Below are 19025 nucleotides of genomic sequence, written 5' to 3' on the forward strand. Positions count from 1 at the left end.
CGGCAAACAAAGCAAAAGACGACAAGGGGGAAATACCGACGATGGCTGCTCACTGGAAACACCTGCTTGCGGCGACCGGCCTCGTCGGCCTCCTTGCAACGGGCGGCGCGGCTGCCGCCCGGCCGGCCGCGAAAGCCGCCGCAGCGCGAACGGCGGACGTTCGTTTCGTCAACGGCCATATCTACACGCCCACCGGCTGGAAGACTGCCATGGCCGTGCGCGATGGCAGGATCGTCTCGCTCGATACGCGCACGCCCGCGCGGCAGGTGATCGATCTCAAGGGCCAGACCGTCCTGCCCGGCCTGTACGACATGCACGTCCACCCGATCCTCCAAGCCAAGGGCGGAGAGGGTCGCTGCCGCGTGCCGCAGGATGCCAACGCGGCCAAGCTGCTGGAACTCGTTACCGCCTGCGTCAAGCAGGCAAAGCCGGGCGAATGGGTGACCGGCGGCCAGTGGCAGGCCTCGCTGCTCGAAGGCACGCCGATCACCGCCGCGACGCTCGACGCCATTTCGCCTGACAACCCGCTGATGCTGTTCGATGTCAGCGGCCATAGCGTGTGGGCCAATTCCAAAGCGCTTGCCGCCGCCGGCATCACCGACGCCACGCCCAACCCCGAAGGCGGGATCATAGAGCGCGATGCGGCGGGCAAGCCGACCGGCGTGCTGCGCGAGACGGCGGGCCGGCTGGTGACGGGCAAGGTGCCGCCGCAATCGCGCGAGGAAACCGGAAAAGTCCTGCGCCAGCATCTCGATATGCTCGCGTCCTATGGCGTCGTCGGCTATGTCGAGGCGATGGCCTTCCGCGACGATCTGGAAGTCTATGCAGACCTGGCCGACAAGGGACTGCTGAAGCAGCGCGTGCAGGCCTGCATCGCCTATTCGGAAGCCGGGCAGGCCAATCCCGATTTCGACCGGACCGTGGCCGACCGCGCCGAATACGCCCGGCCACTGTTCAACGCCAATTGCATCAAGGTCTTCGCCGACGGCGTGCCGACCGAAAGCCACACCGGCGCCATGCTGGGCGACTATCAGGCCGGCCAGCCCAACGCCCCGGCGCGCGGGCTGCTGCTGTTCGATCCGGCGCAGATGGCGGCCAACCTGGTCAAGTGGGACAAACTGGGCGTGACCGTGCTGTTCCACGCCGCCGGCGACCGGGCGGTGCGCTCCGCGCTCGATGCCATCGCCGCCGCGCGCAAGGCCAACGGCATGGGCGGCCCGATCCACCAGGTTGGCCATTCCACCTTCGTCGATCCGGCCGACCTTCCCCGCTTCAAGGCGCTCAAGGCAGCGGTCGAATATTCCCCCTACCTGTGGGACCCGCAGCCGATCAACGACGACATCACCAGCGCCGTGGGCGAACCGCGCATCGATCGCGTCTGGCCGATCCGCGAAGGGTTCGAGGCGGGCGCACTGGTCATCGCCGGGTCCGACTGGGCGGTCGTGCCCAAGCCCGATCCGTGGATCGGCATCGAAACCGCCGTCACGCGCCGCAATCCCGGCGGCGGCACGCGCAGCTTCGGCCTGAAGGAAGCGATCACCCTGCCGCAGGCGATCACGATGTTCTCGATCGATGCCGCCACCCGGCTCGGCACCGCGGCCACCGCCGGATCGCTGGAAACGGGCAAGGTGGCGGATTTCATCGTGCTCGACCGTGATCCCTTCGCCGGCCCGCCCACCGCGATCCATGACACCCGCGTGCTCGAAACCTGGGTGGGCGGCACGCGCATCTACCAGCGCGCGAAACCCTGAGCGATGCGCCGGCTGGCGATCGCACTCACCCTTGGCGTGCTGGCGATCGCCGGTTGCGGGCGCGCGCCCGACCAGCCACCAGCACAATCCGGTGCCGCAATCGCGGCGGTGGAGCGCGACGCGACCGGCTGGCCGAGCTATGGCGGTCAATCCTCGGGCACCAAGTATTCCGCGCTCGACCAGATCAACCGCGCCAATGTCGGCTCGCTGCAAGTGGCCTGGACGTATCACACCGGCGAAATCTCGTCCGGCACGAACGATACCGACGCCACCGTCAGCGAACTGACGCCGGTCTATGCCAACGGGCATCTCTATATCTGCACGCCGTTTGGGCGGGTCGCCTCGCTCGATCCGGCAAGCGGGCGGCAGGTCTGGTCGTTCGATCCGAAGAAGCCGCGCAGCGGCAACATGTATGCCGAGAACTACTGCCGGGGCGTCGCCTACTGGGAAGCGCCGGCCCCGCAGGCCCGCGCCGCCGAATGCGGCAAGCGCGTGCTGCTGGCCGGGCAGACGGGCATGCTCCTGGCGATCGACGCCGACCGGGGCCGCCTGTGCCCCGGCTTCGGCCAGGGCGGGCGCATCAACCTCGCCGCGCTGGACTACAAGGGCGAAGGGCCGCTCGCCAACACCTCGCCCCCCGCAATCTATCGCAACGTGGTGATCGTCGGCGCTTCGGTCACCGACAACAAGTTCCGCAACTCGCTCGACGGTATCGTCCGCGCGTTCGACGTCGTCACGGGGCGCGAGCTGTGGAGCTGGAACCCGATCCCGCCCGAACTGTCGGACAGGACCGGCGCGGCCAACACCTGGGCGCCGATTTCCATCGACGCGCAGCGCGGCTGGGTGTTCCTGCCCACCGGCAGCGCCAGCTGGGACACGCTGGGCATCAACCGCATCAACGCGATACCGGACGCGAACGCCGTCGTCGTGCTGGATACGCAGACCGGCCGGCGGGTGTGGTCCTATCAGACGATCCATCACGATCTGTGGGACTACGATCTGCCCGCCATGCCCACGCTGGCCACCATCGAGCACGATGGCCGCCCGGTCGATGCCGTGATCCAGGGCACCAAGACCGGCAACGTGTTCGTGCTCGATCGCCAGACCGGCAAGCCGCTGTTCCCGGTGCGCGAAATGCCCGTGCCCAAAAGCGACATGCCCGGCGAACTGGCTTCGCCGACGCAACCCATGCCCGTGCTTCCGCGCCCCGTCACCTCGCAGACGCTAACCGCCGATCAGGCCTGGGGGGCGATCGGGTTCGACACATGGCGCTGCAAGGCCAAGCTGGCGGCGTTCCGCAACGAAGGCATCTTCACCCCGCCAAGCATCAAGGGCTCGCTGCTGCACCCGAGCTTCCTTGGCGGCACCAACTGGGGCGGGATCGCCTATGATCCCAACACCGGGCTGGCGGTGGTCAATTCCTCGAACCTCGTGTCGTCGGTCATCCTCAAGCCGCGCGCCGAATATGATGAAAAGCGTGACAAGCGCCCGGGCGTGTCGGTCTATGAAATGCGCGGTTCGCCCTATGTGATGCTGCGCGAGGTGCTGCTCTCCCCGCTTGGCGCGCCGTGCAATCCGCCGCCGTGGGGCCAGTTGACCGCGATCGACATGAAGACCGGGCAGGCGCGCTGGCAGATCCCGTTCGGCCGCATCCGCTTCTCGTCCGGCCTTTCCTCCCCCGCCTCGTGGGGCGCGCCCAACCAGGGTGGCCCGATCGTGACGCGCGGCGGCCTGATCTTCATCGGCGCCAGCCTCGACAGCCGTTTCCGCGCCTATGACATCCAGACCGGGCGCGAGGTGTGGAGCGCGCGGGTTCCGGCCCCGGCCACCGCCACGCCGATGACGTTCCGCCACACCGACGGCCGGCAGTACGTGGTCGTCGCCGCCGGCGGCCATGGCGGATTTGGCACACCGCTGGGCGATGCGCTAATCGCCTATGCCCTGCCTCGAAAGGATTGATCCGATGCCCCGTATCGTTCCTGCCCTGATCGCGCTTGCGGTGGCGTGCATGCCACTGGCGGCCAACGCCGGCCCGCCCGCGTGGCGCGCCAAAGTCGAAACCTTCGCCGCCACCCATTTCAAGCACACCGCGTGGGGCTTCGCCCATTCGCGGCGCGACTATGCGCTGGCATCGGCGCTGGCGGCCGAGGACCATGCCACGGTCGATGACGATGTGCTTTATGCTGCAGCCATGCTGCACGATATTGCAGCCTTCGCACCATGGGAAGACGCCAAGAAGGACCATGCCGATCGCGCGGTCGAGCTCCTGCCCGCCGTGCTACGCGATGCGGGCTTTCCGGAGGCGAAGATACCGGCGGTGCTGGAAGCCACCCGCACGCACATGTTCGACCGCAAGCCGGTCGCGCCCGAAGCCGTCTATCTGCACGATGCCGATGCACTCGACTGGCTCGGCGCGATTGGCATCTATCGGCTTGTTTCGCTGGTCGATGCGAACGGCGGACAGCCCGATGGAGCGGCCACCGTCGGGCAACTGCGCACCTTTCTCGCGGCGGTTCCGGCAGGCGTGGTCGGCCCCGCCGCCAAGCGGGCGCTACCGGGGCGCGAAGCCTGGCTCAAATCATTTCTGGAAACGCTCGGCGCGGAAAGCGATGGGATGAAGCAGCTTTAGGCGGTATGGACAAATTCCGGCCTGGCCGGAACGGCAGCTATCCGAGAATTTTCCGTGGGGTAGGCCTTTCCGAAAACGACAAATACATGTCGTTCCGGTGCCGCGCTGGGACGACACCTGCCATTTTCCGCCATTCAAAATGGCGTTCAAGGCCCGCTGACTTTGCGGAAAATTAGTCGCTTGCGCCCCCCGTCTGAAAACCGTCGCTGGTAAATGTTGGCTGCGTTGTACCCGCGAGAGGAATAATTCGATTGGCGATGTAGGCTGCCGCGAGGGCGACTGCCCCTACAAAAAGAGCGCCTACCCATTTGGGCGTTGCGAACGGCAGCAAGTCGAAAACAACTTGCATAGCGGGACCGGCGATTGCTCCCATCAGAATGGCCCGTTTCAGATTGATCCAGCTTTTCCAGCGACCGATTGTGAGCCTCACCGCAAAGACCAACAGAATCGCCCAACTGACGACGGAGATGGCGAGCAAGGTTAGGCTGCGATTTGAAGCCGCAATCCGGATGTCGAGCACCCTTCCATCGCTGAGCCAGATCAGGAATAGAACCAAAACCAGCATCGCAATGAATAACGCAGCTTTGAGCGTAGACAGAAACTTGAACTTGAATTGGTACATAAGGCTCACATTAGCAAGCCTGTGAGTATTCACAATATAGAACGATGCGGGCAAAATCGCGCAAATGCAGTTGCATGAACGTCCGCATTCCGCGACGCGACAACTAAAACTGGACTGTTCGCTCCCCCTAACCCCGTTGCCGTTCCGTCCCTTGCCGGCGATTCCCGATAGCTGTCGGCCCTCCTGAGCAGGATTTGTCCACGTGCCCTATGCAACATCGCTTTCGCGATAGCGCTTTGGCGTGGTGCCGAAATAGCGGTTGAAACTGCGCACGAAGCTGGCGCTTTCGGAATAGCCGACGGCCAGCGCGATTTCGGCCACGCCGCGCTGGCTCTGGCGCAGCAGGCGCGCGGCGGCGTTCATACGCCGGTCCTGCACGATCTGCCGCCAGCTCACCCCTTCCGAACGCAGCCGGCGGTTCAGCGTGGCGACCGAGATGCCCAGCGTCTCGGCCGCCTCCTCCAGCGTGGGCGTGGTATCCAGCGGGCTGGTTTCCAGCAGGCGCATCAGATAGCCCGAAGGGCATAGCGCGTTCTCCGTATCGGCGGCGCGGCGGCGCAGATGTTCCTCGATGATCGGGAACAGCGCCGCATCCAGCACCCCTCCGCGCTTGTCGAGAAAGCGGTCCTCGAACGAGAACGAATTGGTGTCCTGGTCGAAATAGACATCGCACCGGAAGAAATCGCGATAGGCGCGATAATCGCCATCGCGCGCGTGTTCGAAGCGCACTTCCACCAGTTCGAAATCGGACCCCACATAGTTGCGCGCGAAGGTGTGCATCGCGGCGACGGAAAATTCCGCGTCCTGCCGCCGCTTCTGCAAGGTCTGGTCGGTGATGACGTATTCGAACGTGGCAATGCCGTCTTCCTCGACAAAGCCGTTGCGCGCGGCCTGCTGCATCGTTTCCAGCAAAGAGGTGAAACCCCGGAATGCCGCGCGCAGCGTGGGCGCGCTGAGGAACAGGAAGCCCAGCGGGCCAAGACTGTCCGATCCCGCCAGCCGCCCGGCATAGAGCCCGAAATGCGGGTTGTTGGCCCGGATCGCCGCGATCTCGAAGAAGGAGAGGAAGTCCTCCAGCGCGATGACGCCCTTGGGATCGTCAAGGTCATCGCGGCGCAGGTTGTACATCGCGAGCAGCGGTTCGGGGCTGCATCCGGTAAGGACAAGGCAGTTGGCGACGTGGCGCAGCACCTGAATCGAAATCGTCGGCTTGCTCATGCCATGGTTGCCTCCCTTCGGCGGGATCATTCCATAGCATCGCCCCGGAGGACAGGGGCATGCGCTGTTTGGCCGATATTGCCAAATCGGCGCGCCTGCAAACTTGGCCGATGATGCAAAGACAGCGGTCGGGCGGCGCAGTCTCCTGCGCGTCGAAAGGAATCCCGGATGACAAGCCGATCCCGCTCCCTACCCCTTCTGGCCATGGCGCTGGCCAGCGTGGCGCCAACAACCGCCAAGGCCGCCGAAGGCAACGCCAGTCTCCTGTTCGTGAATGGCACGGTCCTGACGCCGCAAGGCACCGCCGAGGCGATCGCCGTGCGCGATGGTGCGATCGTCGCGGTCGGCTCCAGCGCCGATGTGCTCAAGCTGCCCCATGCCGGCGCCACCACCGTCGACTTGCAGGGCCGCACGCTGATGCCCGGCCTCTACGACATGCACGTCCACGTCTATCCGGCGGGGCAGGCCAAGCTCGCGTGCAAGATTCCGCAAGGCGCGGGTGCGCCGGTCATCTTCGCCACGGTCAAGGCCTGCGCCGCCAAGGCAACGCCGGGCGCATGGATCACGGGCGGAAGCTGGGTCGCGGCGGCGCTGAAACCCGGCGAACAGACGCGGCAACTGCTGGACAGGGCCGCGCCCGACAACCCGGTCATGCTGGATGACGAAAGCCTGCACAGCGTCTGGGTCAATTCCCGCGCGCTGCAACTGGGCAGCATCACGCGCGCAACGGCCAATCCCACCGGCGGCGTGATCGATCGCGACGCGAAGGGCGAACCGACCGGCGTCCTGCGCGAAGCGGCCGCGCGCAACCTTCTGGCCGTGCTGCCGCCCGTTCCGATCGACCAGCAGGTCGCAGCGATCAAGGCCGCCACCGATGAGATGCTGTCCTATGGCATCATCGGCTTCACCGATGCCGCGATCCGGCGCGACGGGGCCGAGGCCTATGCCCGCTTCGCCGCCACCGGCGGCCTGCGGCAATATGCGCGCGGCTGTGCGGTGTGGGGGCCGAACTCGGGCGGCAGCGAAGGCCTTGTCGCCGCGCGGCAGGACTATTCGAAGGGCCGCTTCCAGCTCGATTGCGTGAAGATGTTCCTCGATGGCGTGCCGCTGGAAGGCCGCACGGCGGTGATGCTGCAACCCTACGAACCCCGCCACGGGGAACATGGTTCGGATGGTACGGGTGGCGAAAACGGCCTGATGATGGTGCCGCCCGACAAGCTCAACGCCGCTGTCACCGACTTCGACCGGCAGGGCCTGCTCGTGAAGTTCCATGCCGCCGGCGATGGCGCGGTGCGCGAAGCCGCCGACGCCATCGCCGCCGCGCGCAAGGCCAACGGCTGGGGCGGACAACACCACGAGGTCGGGCACAACACCTTCATCGATCCCGCCGACGTGCCGCGCGGGCGCGAACTGCACTTCACCTGGGAGCTTTCGCCCTACATCTGGTGGCCGACGCCGATCACTTCGGTCGATATCGCCGCCGCGGTCGGGCCTGAACGGATGAAGCGGTTGTGGCCGGCGCGCGACGTGATCGAAAGCGGCGCCAACGTCGTGACCGGGTCGGACTGGCCGGTGGTGCCCTCGGTCAATCCATGGCTGGCGCTGGAAACGCTGGTCACCCGGCAGGTGCCGGGCGCCACCGGCGCACCGATCAACGAAGGGCAGCGCATCACCCGCGAGCAGGCGCTGGCGCTGATGACGCGCAACGCCGCCGCCGAAATGGGCCGGCTCGATCGTGGCGGCACGATCGAGGTCGGCAAACTGGCCGACGTGATCATCGTCGACCGTAATCCGCTGACCGCGCCGGTCGGCACGATCCACCAGACCCGGGTAATCCGCACCTACATCGCGGGCGAACTCGTCTGGTCCAGCGAAGGGAATCCCAAGCCGTGACCACTCCCCCCCTGTTCCTGACAGACGAACGCACGTTCTGGCACAGCACCGGCGTGCAGGCGCTGTTCCTCCCCATCGGCGACTGGGTGGAGCCGCCCTCGGGCAGCTATGGCGCGGATACGCCGGGATCGAAGCGGCGGCTGGTCAACCTTGTCCGCGCAGCCGGCTTCGACACGAAGCTGACCGTGGCCAGCGCACCGTCCGCCACGCGCGACGACCTGCTGCGCGTCCATCCCGCAAGCTATGTCGATGCTTTCAAGCAGCTGAGCGATGCGGGCGGCGGGGAACTGGGCCTGTTCGCCCCGTTCTCGAAAGGCGGCTATGAAATCGCCACGCTGTCGGCGGGCCTCGCCATCGACGCGCTCGACGCGGTGCTGACCGGCCGCGCGCGCAATGCCTATGCGCTGTGCCGGCCCGCCGGGCATCACTGCCTGGCCGATCAGCCGATGGGCTTCTGCCTGCTCGCCAACATACCGATCGCCATCGAAACGGCGAAAGCGCGGCACGGCCTTGGCAAGGTCGCCGTGCTCGACTGGGACGTCCATCACGGCAACGGCACGCAATCGATCTTCTACGATCGCGACGATGTGCTGACGATCTCGATCCACCAGGACCGCTGCTTCCCCCCGGGCTATTCGGGTTTCGAGGAGCGTGGCGAAGGGAAGGGCACCGGCTTCAACCTCAACGTACCCCTGCCGGCGGGCAGCGGGCACGAGACCTATCTCTACGCGCTGGAGCAGGTGGTGATCCCGGCACTGCGCGATTACGCGCCCGATATGATCGTCGTCGCCAGCGGGCTGGACGCCAACGCGGTCGATCCGCTGGCGCGCCAGTTGCTGCACAGCGACAGCTTCCGTGACATGACGGCGCGTATCGTCGCGCTGGCCGACGAACTGTGCGGCGGGCGCCTCGCGGTCATTCACGAAGGCGGCTATGCCGAAGCCTACGTGCCGTTCTGCGGCCTCGCCATTCTCGAGGCACTGGCTGGCGAACGCAGCGCCGTGACCGACCCGGAGCTGGATTTCTTCCAGGCCCAGCAGCCCGACGAACGCATGATCGCGTTCCACAAGGTGCTGATCGACGAAATGCGCGGGCAACTGGGTTTCTGACCTTTCCCGCCGCCGCTCCCTCGTAGCGGAGCGGAAGGACCGCCCGCCCTCGCCCGCCGAGGGCGCACTGTACAAGGACGGTTGCGGAATGGATCGTTCCCCGATCCTTGCACGCTTCCGTCCGCGCACGCGGTTCGGATCAACCGGCCGAAGCGTCCAGCGCAGCTGGTCAGGGTGAGTTCCGCCGCCCCGCAGTTCTCCGCTAAATGCGCGGTGCTGGACGTCCCTGGGATCAGCAGCAGGTTCGGTGATCGCGCCAGCAGCCACGTCAGGGCCACCTGCAGCATCGCACTGACCGAAGCTGGCACGCGTCTTTCGCAAGGCTCTCTCCGGCGATTGTGCCGCCTTTCCTGAAGACGCATCCCCGGGTCCGTATCGAGGTGACGGTGGAAGACTGCTTCGTCGACATTCTCGCTGCCGGCGCGGCCGCTTATCCGCAGGCTCAAGATTGTTCGAGCCTTCCCGCCGCGAAGTCGCGCGCGAGCGCGATAAAGGCCTGGAAGGCCGCAGAGGAATTGCGTCGATTGGAATAATAGAGGCACAGCGGCACAAGCGGCGGTGTCCAGTCTTCGAGAATGCGCACGAGCCGCCCCGCTACAATGTCGTCGCGTATATCGGCTTCCATGAAATAGCCGATCCCGGTGCCGTTGGTTGCCGCGATCCGGGCCAGGGAGGCCTCGTCGAGGGTGATCGGGCCCTCGACATCGAGCTGCAATTCTTCGCCGTCCTTTTCAAACCGCCATCGGAACAAGGCGCCATTGGGAAGCCGCACGCGAAGACAGGGATAAGCGAGCAACTCCTGCGGCGCCCGGGGAATAACCCTGCTTTCGAAAAAGGCGGGAGATGCGGCCACCGCCATGCGTCTCATTTGACCCAGCGGTATTGCGATCGCGTCGCTGGGCACCAGATCCGCGCTGCGCACGCCCATATCGAAGCCTGCCGCAACGACATCGACAAGCCGGCCCTCGGTGACAAGGTCGATATGAACCTGCGGATAGCGCTGCAGATAGCTGAGGACCAGCGGCGCCATGATTTCACGCGCGGCCGTCGCGAAGGCATTGATGCGCAAGGTGCCGGACGGCGTCTCCTGCTGGGCGCGCACCGTATTCATCGCTTTCTGGATCTCCTCCAGCGCAGGCTTGATCTGAGCGACGAATATCCGGCCCGCATAGGTGAGCGAGACGCTGCGCGTGGTGCGATTGAACAATCGCACGGCAAGCTCCCGCTCGAGCTTGCCCACCGCGTTGCTGATGGCCGTGGTCGACATGCCAAGATCGAGCGCTGCCGCTCGAAACGAGCCGCACCGAACGATGGCCAGGACAGCCTCGAGCTCAATCAGCGAATGGCGAGTCATTGATCCGATTTTCGTGATACTTCATGCCAATTTGTCTCGATTATCAGGCGAAAAGCCCATCGCTAAATGGGCCTCGTCACTATCGAGGAGATCAACATGTCAATGGACCTACCCAAGCCGATCGCCGCCTATGTCGAGGCAAACGCCCGTCTCGACATCGATGGCATGTTGAAGCCCTTCCTCAGCAACGCCGTGTTTTTCGATAACGGTAAGCACTTCGAGGGCGAGGCCGCGATCCGCCAGCTGTTCGAGGAAGAAGTGATGCCGGTGAAGGCAATCTTCACGCCCGATACCGTTCGGGAAGACGGCGGCGACGTGGTCGTCGAAGGCCCCGCCCATGGTGACTTCCCGGGCAGCCCGCTCCGCTTCACCTACCGCTTCACGCTGGAGCGCGGCGCCATCAGGACGCTGGAGACCACGGTATGAACATCAAGACCGATCCCACCGAGTTCGCCGGCAAGCGCGTTCTCGTCAGCGGTGGCACCAAAGGCTTGGGCCGCGCCACCGTCGAACGCTTTCTGGCCGGCGGAGCCCGTGTGGTCACCGCCGCCCGCTCGATCACGGATTCCATAGAAGGCGTCGAATATGTGCAGGCCGACCTGACGACCGCGGAGGGCGGCGAAGCCTTCGCCAAGGCGGCGCTCGAGCGGCTGGGTGGCATCGACATTCTCGCCCATGTCATCGGTGGCTCGGCTTCGCCAGCGGGTGGCTTCGCCGCGCTGACCGACGACCACTGGCTCGCCGAGCTGAATCTCAACCTGCTGGCGACGGTCCGGCTCGATCGCCTGCTGATCCCGCAGATGCTGGAGCGGCACGGCGGCGTTGTGGTGCACGTCACCTCGATCCAGTCCGTCCTACCGCTGCCCGAATCCACGACAGGCTATGCTGCCGCCAAAGCTGCGTTGAGAACTTACAGCAAGTCGATCTCGAAGGAGCTCGGCCCCAAGGGCGTGAGGGTCAACTCCGTCTCGCCCGGCTGGATCATGACGGAGGGCGCTGACGACTTTCTCGAAACACTGCGGGCCGCCAGTGGCGGCACGATCGAGGATGCGCGTCAGTCCGTGCTCGATGCCCTGGGTGGCATCTCGATCGGGCGGGGAGCCGCGCCCGAAGAGGTGGCCGACCTCATCGCCTATCTCGCTTCAGACCGTGCCGCCGCAATCCATGGCGCCGAGTTCGTCATAGACGGCGGAACGATCCGCACCGTTTAAGGGCCGGCTGGCACTCGTCTCGCTCAGGGGAGTTCGCCGCCTTCAATACGGCTGATGTCCGACCCTGGCCTCCTGGCTGCATTCAACGCTCGGTCACATCGCGGTCCATCGGCGCCAGCTTGGCGAGCAACCGGTTCTGCGCGACGAAGGAAACATGCGCTTCGCGCATTGCGCGTTGCAGGTTTTCGACCAGCGCGTTGAGATCGGCGCGCGTCGTCCCCAGCCCCTTGTGCGCGGTCTTCATGTCGCGGCCCGAATAAGGGCACCCCGCGTTCAGGAGATAGCAGAACTGTTCGAACAGCGTGCGCTGCAGCCGCACGAGGTCGTGCTCGGCGAAGATCGCCTTGATCCGGGGATCGGCCACGTTGAGTTCGACGAAACGCGCGGTGATGCGGCGGATGCCGTCCTGCCCGCCAAAGGCCCGCGCCATGCCTTCGCCGGAAAATGGCTTCGCCCCGGCGTTGGCATCGCTCTGCGGGTAGGGATCGACCGGAAGCTCCCCCGTCACGGGATCACGCTGCTTGCGCACGACGCCGAATTCCTTGTCCCAGTCGACCGGCGCTTCGGTTTGTGCCGGCGGCAAGGCTTCCTGAGGCGGTTCGGCCAGCGGCGCAGCGGCCAGCAACAGGGGGAAAAGAAACGGCATGGCAAACCCTCTCAATACGCGAGCTGCAGCGAAAGCAGCCCGCCACGCTGGCCGCCCCTTGTCGCCACCGAACCCACGTCGACGTAGGCTGCGGTCAGCGTTACATGGCGGGTCACCGCCCAGGCTGCGAACACGTCCTTGGCATCATCCTCGCGCGCGATGCCAAGGTTGTCGGGTCGCGTGCGCCATTCGGCGCCCACGGCAAGGCGCGAGGTCACCAGCCAGCCGAGCGAGCCCTCGAACTGCACGCTGCGTCCCGCGTGCTTGTCGCCGCCGAAGCCGAGCAGGCCGAACTGGTTGGCGTTGGTCAGCCGCACGGTGGCATTGGCGAGCACGCTCGCGCCCAGGATCAACTTGGTCGCGCTCACGGTAAAATCGGTGCCGGCGGACGCCCTGGCCCCCACAGCGCGGACAATTCCCGCATCGAGGCTGCGCTTGTGCTCCACGCCGACGCTGACTTGAGGCAGCCAGCCGGGACCATAGACAAGATCGCCGGCCAACCGGACTTTGGCCGAGAAAATGTCCTGGTTGAACTGGAAGCCCCGGCCCAGCCCCAATGCCGCGCCGACATCGCGGGTGTTGAAGTTCTGCCGGGCATAGGCAAGCTCCACCCGGTCGCGGATGCCGATCGCGATCCCGTGCGTGTCGAGCCGGAAATCGGGCAATTCCACCCCGGTGACATGCGCCGAAACGCCCACGGCACGGTCCGTCCCCATGCCCGAAATCGTGGCCCAGGTGGCAAGGCCGCCGCCGCCGCTGCCCTCGATCGTGGTCACGCCGTTGGTCAGGATCAGCTTGCCGCTGTCAAAACTGACGAGATCGCGCGCCGCCGCCGGCGCGCTGAAGGCAAACAGGCCGGCAGCGCAGGCAAGGGCGGGAAGACAGCTCTTTCGCATCGGCGCTCCATAACCACGCCCGGCTTGCGGAATGGTAAAGGCTGCGCGCCCGATGATTGACCAGTTCTTAGGAAAACCCTGCGAAGAAATACCCATGATAACGCGCTTCGTGACTCGGTTGCCCCTCGTACTCGTGTGCCTGATCGGGGTGTCGGCAACCGGCCCGCAGTCCGCCGTGGTCCAGGTGTTCGACCAGCGCGGCCTCCCCGTCGAAGGCGCGGTGATCGAAGTGCCGCCCCCCGCAGGCAGCACCCGTCCGCTCGCTTTCCCCTGGCGCAGCGCCATGGCGCAGCGCAACCTGAACTTCGTTCCCGGCACGCTGATCGTGCCGCAGGGGGCCACCGTCGCCTTCCCCAATCTCGATACCGTGCGCCACAGCATCTACAGCTTTTCCAGGCCCGCGCGCTTCCAGATCGATCTCTATGGCCGCGACCAGACGCGCAGCCAGCGCTTCCCGATCACCGGCACTGTGGCGTTGGGCTGCAACATCCACGACAAGATGCGGGGCTACATCCGCGTCACCAGCACGCCTTATGCTGCCGCTACCGATCTCAACGGGCGTGGCCAGATCGAAGGACTGCCGCGCGGCACCTACCGCGTTACCGTGTGGCATCCGCGCCTGCGCGGCAACGGCAACGAGACGGTTCAGACCATCGCCGTCTCGCCCGGCGCGCCCGCGCGGCTCACGATAGAACTGCGCTGAACCCGTGCCGCACCCGCTGCTCCGCCACCTTGCCGCGCTCCGTCCGCGCACCCTGCGCGCGCGCATCGCCACGCTGTTCATGGCGCTGCTCGCCGGGGTGATGGCGGTCACCGTCGGCGTGGCCGGCAGCGGCGTCAGCCTTTTCGCCCACGCGGTCGCAGAGCGGGATATGGCCGCGAATGCCCGCGTGTTCGAGCAGCTGATCGCCGGCCGCGCGGGGCAGCTGCGCGATGCCGCGATGGTCGTTGCGCGCGACTTCGGCTTCCGCGAGGCCTTCGCCCTCCATGACCAAGCCACCTTGGGCTCCGCACTTGCCAGCCTCGGCGAACGCAGCGGGGCCGAAGTCGCCGCGGTCGTCATGCCCGATGGCACCGTGGTGGCGAGCCCCGGCGCTCCCGCAATAGATGGCAAGGCTCTGCTTCCCGCGCTCGATGCGGGGCGCTCCAGCGGCGTGATCGCTCTCAACGGCCATCTTGGTCTGGCCGTTGCCGCCCCGATCGAGATTCCCGATCTCGCCGGCTGGCTGATCCTAGCCCAGCCGCTTGGCACGCGCGATCTCGATGCGCTGGGCCGCCTATCGGCCGTTCCGATCAAGGCTTCGGTCGCGCCCGCCAGCACGCTCGATCCGGCACAGCGCGCGCTCGGCCTGGGCATGATCGGCGAATTGCCATCGCCGCGAGGCCAGCAGTTCGTCCGCCTCTCGGCGCTCCCCAGCCTTCAGCGCGGGATCGAACCGCGCCTCATCCTCAGCCATTCGCTCGCGCAGGCGATGCAGGCGTACCGCGCGCTCAACGCCGTGCTCGTGGCGATCGCGCTGGCGGGGACACTCGCCGGCCTGTGGCTCGCCCTGCGCATCGCCCGCAGCATCAGCCGACCGCTCAGCCAGCTTGCCGAAGCCGCCCAGCGCTATGCCGGTGGCACCGTCGCCAAGGTTCCCGTGACCGGCGACGCGGAAGTCGCCGACCTTGCCCAGAGCTTCAACGCGATGGTCGATGCGATCGAGGAGCGCGAACGCCAGATCATCCACAGCGCGCTGCACGATGGGCTGACCAGCCTGCCCAACCGGCGATTCTTCATCGAAAAACTCGACCGTGCCGTGGCGCGCCAGACGCCAGCCAGCCGCTCAATGGTCGTCTTCGTCGATCTCGACAATTTCAAGATCATCAACGATACGCTCGGCCATCCGGCGGGCGATGCCCTGCTGCGCCAGGCCGGTCAGCGTCTGCAGGAACGATTCCCCGATCAGATGATCGCCCGCTTCGGCGGCGACGAGTTCGGCCTTCTCGTCACCGGTCTTGCCGAAAATGCCGACCCTGCCTCGCTAGCCCGCACGATCCATGCCGCGCTCAACGATGAGATCGAGATCAACGGCCGCGCTGTTCAGCTGAGCGCCAGCTTCGGCGTCGCGGTCGGCCCATCCGATGGCGCCAGTAGCGACGAACTTCTCAAAAACGCCGATCTGGCGCTATACCGCGCAAAGAGCGAAGGAAAGGGCACCTATCACTTCTTCGAAGCCGCGCTCGACGAGGAAGCGCGCCGTCGCCGCCAGCTTGAACTCGATCTGCGCCGCGCCGTGCGCGAAGGTGGCTTCGAACTGCACTTCCAGCCGCTCTATTCGATGGCCGAACAGCGTCTGAAAGGCTTCGAAGCGCTGATCCGCTGGAACCACCCGCAACGCGGACTCGTCAGCCCGATGGAATTCATCCCGCTTGCCGAGGAAACCGGCCTCATCGTGCCCATCGGCGAATGGGTCATCCGCGATGCCTGCGCGCGCGCCGCCGCCTGGCCCGAAAACCTCTCGGTCGCGGTCAACATCTCGCCGCGCCAGTTCGCCAGCCCCGTCCTCGCGCAGACGATCGTGCAGGCCCTCGCCGCCGCGGGGCTTCCCCCCGGCCGGCTCGAACTCGAAATCACCGAAAGCATCTTTATCGGCAACGTCGAGCGCACGCTCGCCACGCTCCACAGTCTGCGCGGGCTGGGCGTACGCATCGCGCTCGATGATTTCGGCACCGGCTATTCCTCGCTGAGCTACTTGCGCAGCTTCCCCTTCGACAAGCTCAAGATCGACCAGAGCTTCGTGCGGGATCTTGGCAGCGACGCCAGCGCCGCCGCCATCATCCGCGCGATCACCACGCTCGCCGCCGCGCTTGGCATAGAAACGCTTGCGGAAGGGGTGGAGCTGGAATCGACGATGGAAGCCCTGCGCCATGAAGGCTGCGATCTTATCCAGGGCTATCTGGTGAGCCGGCCAGTCCCTTCCGGCGAGGTGGCCGGTCTGGTTCAGCGGTTGAATGGCGGCCAGCGATGGGCCGTATCGGCCGGCCGCGCGGGGTAACCGCGCCGCCGGGGGCACGAGTGGGCAATGCGTTGCGATCTCGTGATCATTCGTGACCCGGCGCAAGCCATCGATACGCTCCTGGCTAAGGCAAAGTCCGCGTTGTTACCCGCGATGGTGGTGCTCATAACGGCGCCCGCCCGAACGATCCGCTGGGTCGGGGCACAACTTCTCTGACGAGAACCTGCGCAAGGCGTCGGCATTGCCAGCGGGCGCGCATCTGTGCCAGACGGAGCTTCCCGACAACGATCCGATCCGGTTGCGACGTTCGGGGCCGGGGGATGCAAGCACAAGAGAAGCGCCGCACACGCATGAGCCGCGTCACCATCAAGGATGTCTCCAAAGCCGCCCGTGTCTCGATCAAGACGGTTTCCCGCGTTCTCAACAAGGAACGCTACGTCAGCGAGGAAACGCGCATCCGCGTCGAGGAAGCCGTCGCGCAGCTCAACTATCATCCCAATCTGGCGGCGCGCACGCTGGCCGGGCACCGGTCGTTCCAGATCGGCCTGATCCACGACAATCCCAGTCCGTTCTACATCTACAACATGCAGGCAGGGGTCGGGCAGCGCTGCCGCGAATCCGGCTATCGCATGATCGTGCAGCCTTGCGACATCGCCGCGCCGGGCCTGCTGGGCGATATCGGCGCACTGGTCGATCAGGTGCAGCTGGACGGCATCATCGTGACACCGCCGGTAAGCGATTCCGTGGAGGTCCTCGCGGAACTCGAAAGGCGGCGCATCCCGATCGTGCGCGTGCAGCCCGGCACGGACCTGACCGCCACCTCCGCGGCCAGCATCGATAACGTGCAGGCCGCCGATGACATGACCTCGTACCTCATTTCGCTCGGTCATCGCCGCATCGGCTTCGTCAGCGGCCACGCGGGGTATGCCGCCAGCACCCAGCGCTTGACCGGTTACCGGCAGGCGCTGCTGCGCGCCGGCCTTGGCTATGACGCGGCGCTGGTTTCTCCTGGCCGGTTTGACTTCCAGTCGGGCGTGGAAGCGGCGGAAGCGCTGCTCGCAATGGACCATCCGCCCACCGCAATCTTCGCCAGCAGCGACGAGATCGCGGCCGGCGTGCTTGCCGCCGCGCACCGCAAGGGCATCGCCGTGCCGCGCGATCTTTCCGTGGCGGGCTTCGACGACAACGATCTGGCGCAAGTCGTCTGGCCGCCGCTCACCACCATCCGCCAGCCCGTCCAAGCTCTCGGCTATGCGGCGGCGGACCTCCTGATCGGCGCCGCCGACCGGATCGAGCGCCGGCTCCTGGCGCACGAACTCATCGTGCGCGGATCGACCTCAGCGCCCGGCGAAGGGTAATTGCTTCCGGGGACGATTATCCTTGTCTTTCTGCGTATGACAACGTTATCCTATACGCGATAAAGAGTGACGTTGGGGAGAATGCAGGATGTCGCAGGTCAGCGATCGACGCCGATGGCTTGTCGTGGGACTCGTTTTTGTCGCCATCGTGCTCAATTACGTCGACCGCCAGATTCTCGCGCTGCTGAAGCCCACGCTCCAGGCAGAGTTCCACTGGTCGGACCGCGATTACAGCCACATGGCCTCGGCTTTCCAGTTCGCTGCCGCGATCGCCTTTCTCGGCACCGGCTGGTTCATCGACAAGGTCGGGCTGCGACCCGGTTTCGCGCTGGGCGTCGGCGTGTGGAGCCTGGCCGGCATGGCCCATGCCTTTGTCTCCTCCGTCGGCGGGTTCGTGGGCGTACGCGCCGTGCTGGGCGTGGCGGAATCGATCGGCACGCCGGCCGCGGTAAAGACGGCGGCCACCTATTTCGAGCCGCGCGAACGTTCGATCGCGCTGGGGCTTGGGGGGATCGCGCCCAACGTCGGCGCGATCCTCACGCCGCTGCTCATCCCGCTGATGGCGCTGATGATGGGCTGGAAGGCGACCTTCCTGATCGCCGGCGGCCTGGGTCTGGTGTGGGTCGTGGTCTGGCTGGCGGTGCGCCTGCCCGAACAGCCGCAATCCGATGCCGAAGCGCCGACGATGGCGTGGAGCGCGCTGCTCACCGACCGCCGCCAGTGGGCCATCATCCTTGGCAAGGCGCTGACCGATCAGGTCTGGTGGTTCCTGCTGTTCTTCCTGCCCGACCTGTTCCACCGCGTGTTCGGGCTGGACCAGAGCGCGCTGGGGCTGCCCGTGGCGCTGGTCTATGCCATGGCCGCTGTCGGCGGCATCACTGCCGGGTTCCTGCCGGCCGCACTGATGGGGCGCGGCTGGAGCGTCAACGCGGCGCGCAAGGTCACGATGCTGATCTACGCCGTGATGGTGCTGCCCGTGCCGCTGCTTATCCATGCGCAGAGCCCGTGGCTTGCCGCATTCATCGTCGGCGTCGCGCTGTTCGCCCACCAGGGCTTTTCCACGAGCCTGTTCGGCCTCACGACCGATGTGTTTCCCGCGCGCGTGGTCGGCTCGGCGATCGGCATCGGAGCGTTTGCCGGAAACCTTTCGGGCATGGCGATGATCGAGTTCACCGGCTGGTCGCTCGATGCGGGGCATGGCTATCTGCCGATGCTGCTGATCTGCGCCGTCACCTATCTGGCGGCGCTGGGCGTCATCCACCTGCTGCTGCCGCGCTTTACCGCGATCGGCGGCGAACAGGAGGGCGCGTCCCCCGTCCTTGCCCACTGACGCCGCGCG

General features: G+C 66.1%; 16 protein-coding genes and 1 pseudogene. 11 read left to right on the forward strand and 6 right to left on the reverse strand.

Features of this window, described 5'->3' with window-relative positions; translation table 11 throughout:
* Window positions 1–41: 41 nt before the first annotated feature.
* From FA702_RS19375 to FA702_RS19385, 3 genes are read left to right on the forward strand one after another with little or no spacing between them, the layout of a single operon-like run.
* Entirely contained in the window at window positions 42–1751 is a 1710-nt protein-coding gene (locus FA702_RS19375; protein ID WP_136957749.1) for an amidohydrolase, read from the forward strand.
* A gap of 3 nt (window positions 1752–1754) precedes the next feature.
* Complete coding sequence (locus FA702_RS19380) at window positions 1755–3710, forward strand: pyrroloquinoline quinone-dependent dehydrogenase (RefSeq protein WP_136957750.1); 1956 nt, start codon at window positions 1755–1757, stop codon at window positions 3708–3710.
* A 4-nt stretch (window positions 3711–3714) separates the two neighbouring features.
* Entirely contained in the window at window positions 3715–4380 is a 666-nt protein-coding gene (locus FA702_RS19385) for an HD domain-containing protein (protein ID WP_168196150.1), read from the forward strand.
* A gap of 172 nt (window positions 4381–4552) precedes the next feature.
* Here the strand turns inward: FA702_RS19385 and FA702_RS19390 are convergent, their stop codons facing one another.
* Both FA702_RS19390 and FA702_RS19395 read right to left on the reverse strand, forming a co-directional pair.
* On the reverse strand, window positions 4553–5002 hold the full coding sequence (locus FA702_RS19390) for a hypothetical protein (protein ID WP_136957752.1): 450 nt from the start codon (window positions 5000–5002) through the stop codon (window positions 4553–4555).
* 207 nt (window positions 5003–5209) lie between these two features.
* Entirely contained in the window at window positions 5210–6220 is a 1011-nt protein-coding gene (locus tag FA702_RS19395; RefSeq protein ID WP_168196151.1) for an AraC family transcriptional regulator, read from the reverse strand.
* A 168-nt stretch (window positions 6221–6388) separates the two neighbouring features.
* Here FA702_RS19395 and FA702_RS19400 point away from each other — a divergent pair, with 168 nt between their 5' ends.
* Window positions 6389–8113 (forward strand): amidohydrolase, encoded by a 1725-nt coding sequence (locus FA702_RS19400; RefSeq protein WP_255504900.1) that lies wholly within the window; start codon window positions 6389–6391, stop codon window positions 8111–8113.
* A complete protein-coding gene (locus FA702_RS19405) occupies window positions 8110–9222 on the forward strand; it encodes a class II histone deacetylase (RefSeq protein WP_136957754.1) in 1113 nt (370 codons plus the stop codon). The genes FA702_RS19400 and FA702_RS19405 overlap by 4 nt, the downstream gene beginning before the upstream one ends.
* Before the next feature lie 128 nt (window positions 9223–9350).
* On the opposite strand, the pseudogene FA702_RS23345 reads toward FA702_RS19405, so the two are convergent.
* Both FA702_RS23345 and FA702_RS19415 read right to left on the reverse strand, forming a co-directional pair.
* A pseudogene (locus FA702_RS23345) lies at window positions 9351–9530 on the reverse strand (aldo/keto reductase); the annotation flags it as partial.
* A 134-nt stretch (window positions 9531–9664) separates the two neighbouring features.
* On the reverse strand, window positions 9665–10576 hold the full coding sequence (locus FA702_RS19415; RefSeq protein ID WP_136957755.1) for a LysR family transcriptional regulator: 912 nt from the start codon (window positions 10574–10576) through the stop codon (window positions 9665–9667).
* Between the two features lie 96 nt (window positions 10577–10672).
* Between FA702_RS19415 and FA702_RS19420 the strand changes: the two genes are divergently transcribed.
* Complete coding sequence (locus tag FA702_RS19420; protein ID WP_168196152.1) at window positions 10673–11002, forward strand: nuclear transport factor 2 family protein; 330 nt, start codon at window positions 10673–10675, stop codon at window positions 11000–11002.
* Window positions 10999–11787: an SDR family oxidoreductase gene (locus tag FA702_RS19425; protein ID WP_124808582.1), complete on the forward strand. Its 789-nt coding sequence runs from the start codon at window positions 10999–11001 to the stop codon at window positions 11785–11787. The genes FA702_RS19420 and FA702_RS19425 overlap by 4 nt, the downstream gene beginning before the upstream one ends.
* Before the next feature lie 82 nt (window positions 11788–11869).
* Here FA702_RS19425 and FA702_RS19430 read toward each other — a convergent pair whose 3' ends face one another.
* Together FA702_RS19430 and FA702_RS19435 are read right to left on the reverse strand one after the other, a co-directional pair.
* Complete coding sequence (locus FA702_RS19430) at window positions 11870–12433, reverse strand: group 1 truncated hemoglobin (protein WP_136957756.1); 564 nt, start codon at window positions 12431–12433, stop codon at window positions 11870–11872.
* Window positions 12434–12444: 11 nt separating this feature from the next.
* Window positions 12445–13329, reverse strand: coding sequence for a DUF3034 family protein (locus FA702_RS19435; protein ID WP_136957757.1), 885 nt, complete (start codon window positions 13327–13329; stop codon window positions 12445–12447).
* Window positions 13330–13423: 94 nt separating this feature from the next.
* Between FA702_RS19435 and FA702_RS19440 the strand changes: the two genes are divergently transcribed.
* The 4 genes from FA702_RS19440 (at window position 13424) to FA702_RS19455 (ending at window position 19016) form a co-directional block, all read left to right on the forward strand.
* A complete protein-coding gene (locus tag FA702_RS19440) occupies window positions 13424–14032 on the forward strand; it encodes a carboxypeptidase regulatory-like domain-containing protein (protein ID WP_136957758.1) in 609 nt (202 codons plus the stop codon).
* A gap of 4 nt (window positions 14033–14036) precedes the next feature.
* Window positions 14037–16367 (forward strand): bifunctional diguanylate cyclase/phosphodiesterase, encoded by a 2331-nt coding sequence (locus tag FA702_RS19445; RefSeq protein ID WP_136957759.1) that lies wholly within the window; start codon window positions 14037–14039, stop codon window positions 16365–16367.
* Window positions 16368–16678: 311 nt separating this feature from the next.
* The gene (locus FA702_RS19450; RefSeq protein ID WP_124808579.1) at window positions 16679–17686 is read left to right on the forward strand and encodes a LacI family DNA-binding transcriptional regulator; all 1008 of its coding nucleotides are present in this window, start codon (window positions 16679–16681) and stop codon (window positions 17684–17686) included.
* A gap of 88 nt (window positions 17687–17774) precedes the next feature.
* On the forward strand, window positions 17775–19016 hold the full coding sequence (locus tag FA702_RS19455) for an MFS transporter (protein WP_124808578.1): 1242 nt from the start codon (window positions 17775–17777) through the stop codon (window positions 19014–19016).
* The last annotated feature ends 9 nt before the right edge of the window (window positions 19017–19025 follow it).

Source organism: Novosphingobium sp. EMRT-2 (assembly GCF_005145025.1).
Taxonomy (GTDB): domain Bacteria; phylum Pseudomonadota; class Alphaproteobacteria; order Sphingomonadales; family Sphingomonadaceae; genus Novosphingobium.

Coding starts and splice junctions, on each gene's coding strand:
- FA702_RS19440 (WP_136957758.1), top strand. CDS start 13,424: ATGATAACGCGCTTCGTGACTCGGTTGCCCCTCGTACTCGTGTGCCTG.
- FA702_RS19450 (WP_124808579.1), top strand. CDS start 16,679: ATGAGCCGCGTCACCATCAAGGATGTCTCCAAAGCCGCCCGTGTCTCG.
- FA702_RS19385 (WP_168196150.1), top strand. CDS start 3,715: ATGCCCCGTATCGTTCCTGCCCTGATCGCGCTTGCGGTGGCGTGCATG.
- FA702_RS19420 (WP_168196152.1), top strand. CDS start 10,673: ATGTCAATGGACCTACCCAAGCCGATCGCCGCCTATGTCGAGGCAAAC.
- FA702_RS19400 (WP_255504900.1), top strand. CDS start 6,389: ATGACAAGCCGATCCCGCTCCCTACCCCTTCTGGCCATGGCGCTGGCC.
- FA702_RS19425 (WP_124808582.1), top strand. CDS start 10,999: ATGAACATCAAGACCGATCCCACCGAGTTCGCCGGCAAGCGCGTTCTC.
- FA702_RS19375 (WP_136957749.1), top strand. CDS start 42: ATGGCTGCTCACTGGAAACACCTGCTTGCGGCGACCGGCCTCGTCGGC.
- FA702_RS19390 (WP_136957752.1), bottom strand. CDS start 5,002: ATGTACCAATTCAAGTTCAAGTTTCTGTCTACGCTCAAAGCTGCGTTA.
- FA702_RS19455 (WP_124808578.1), top strand. CDS start 17,775: ATGTCGCAGGTCAGCGATCGACGCCGATGGCTTGTCGTGGGACTCGTT.
- FA702_RS19415 (WP_136957755.1), bottom strand. CDS start 10,576: ATGACTCGCCATTCGCTGATTGAGCTCGAGGCTGTCCTGGCCATCGTT.
- FA702_RS19435 (WP_136957757.1), bottom strand. CDS start 13,329: ATGCGAAAGAGCTGTCTTCCCGCCCTTGCCTGCGCTGCCGGCCTGTTT.
- FA702_RS19380 (WP_136957750.1), top strand. CDS start 1,755: ATGCGCCGGCTGGCGATCGCACTCACCCTTGGCGTGCTGGCGATCGCC.
- FA702_RS19430 (WP_136957756.1), bottom strand. CDS start 12,433: ATGCCGTTTCTTTTCCCCCTGTTGCTGGCCGCTGCGCCGCTGGCCGAA.
- FA702_RS19395 (WP_168196151.1), bottom strand. CDS start 6,220: ATGAGCAAGCCGACGATTTCGATTCAGGTGCTGCGCCACGTCGCCAAC.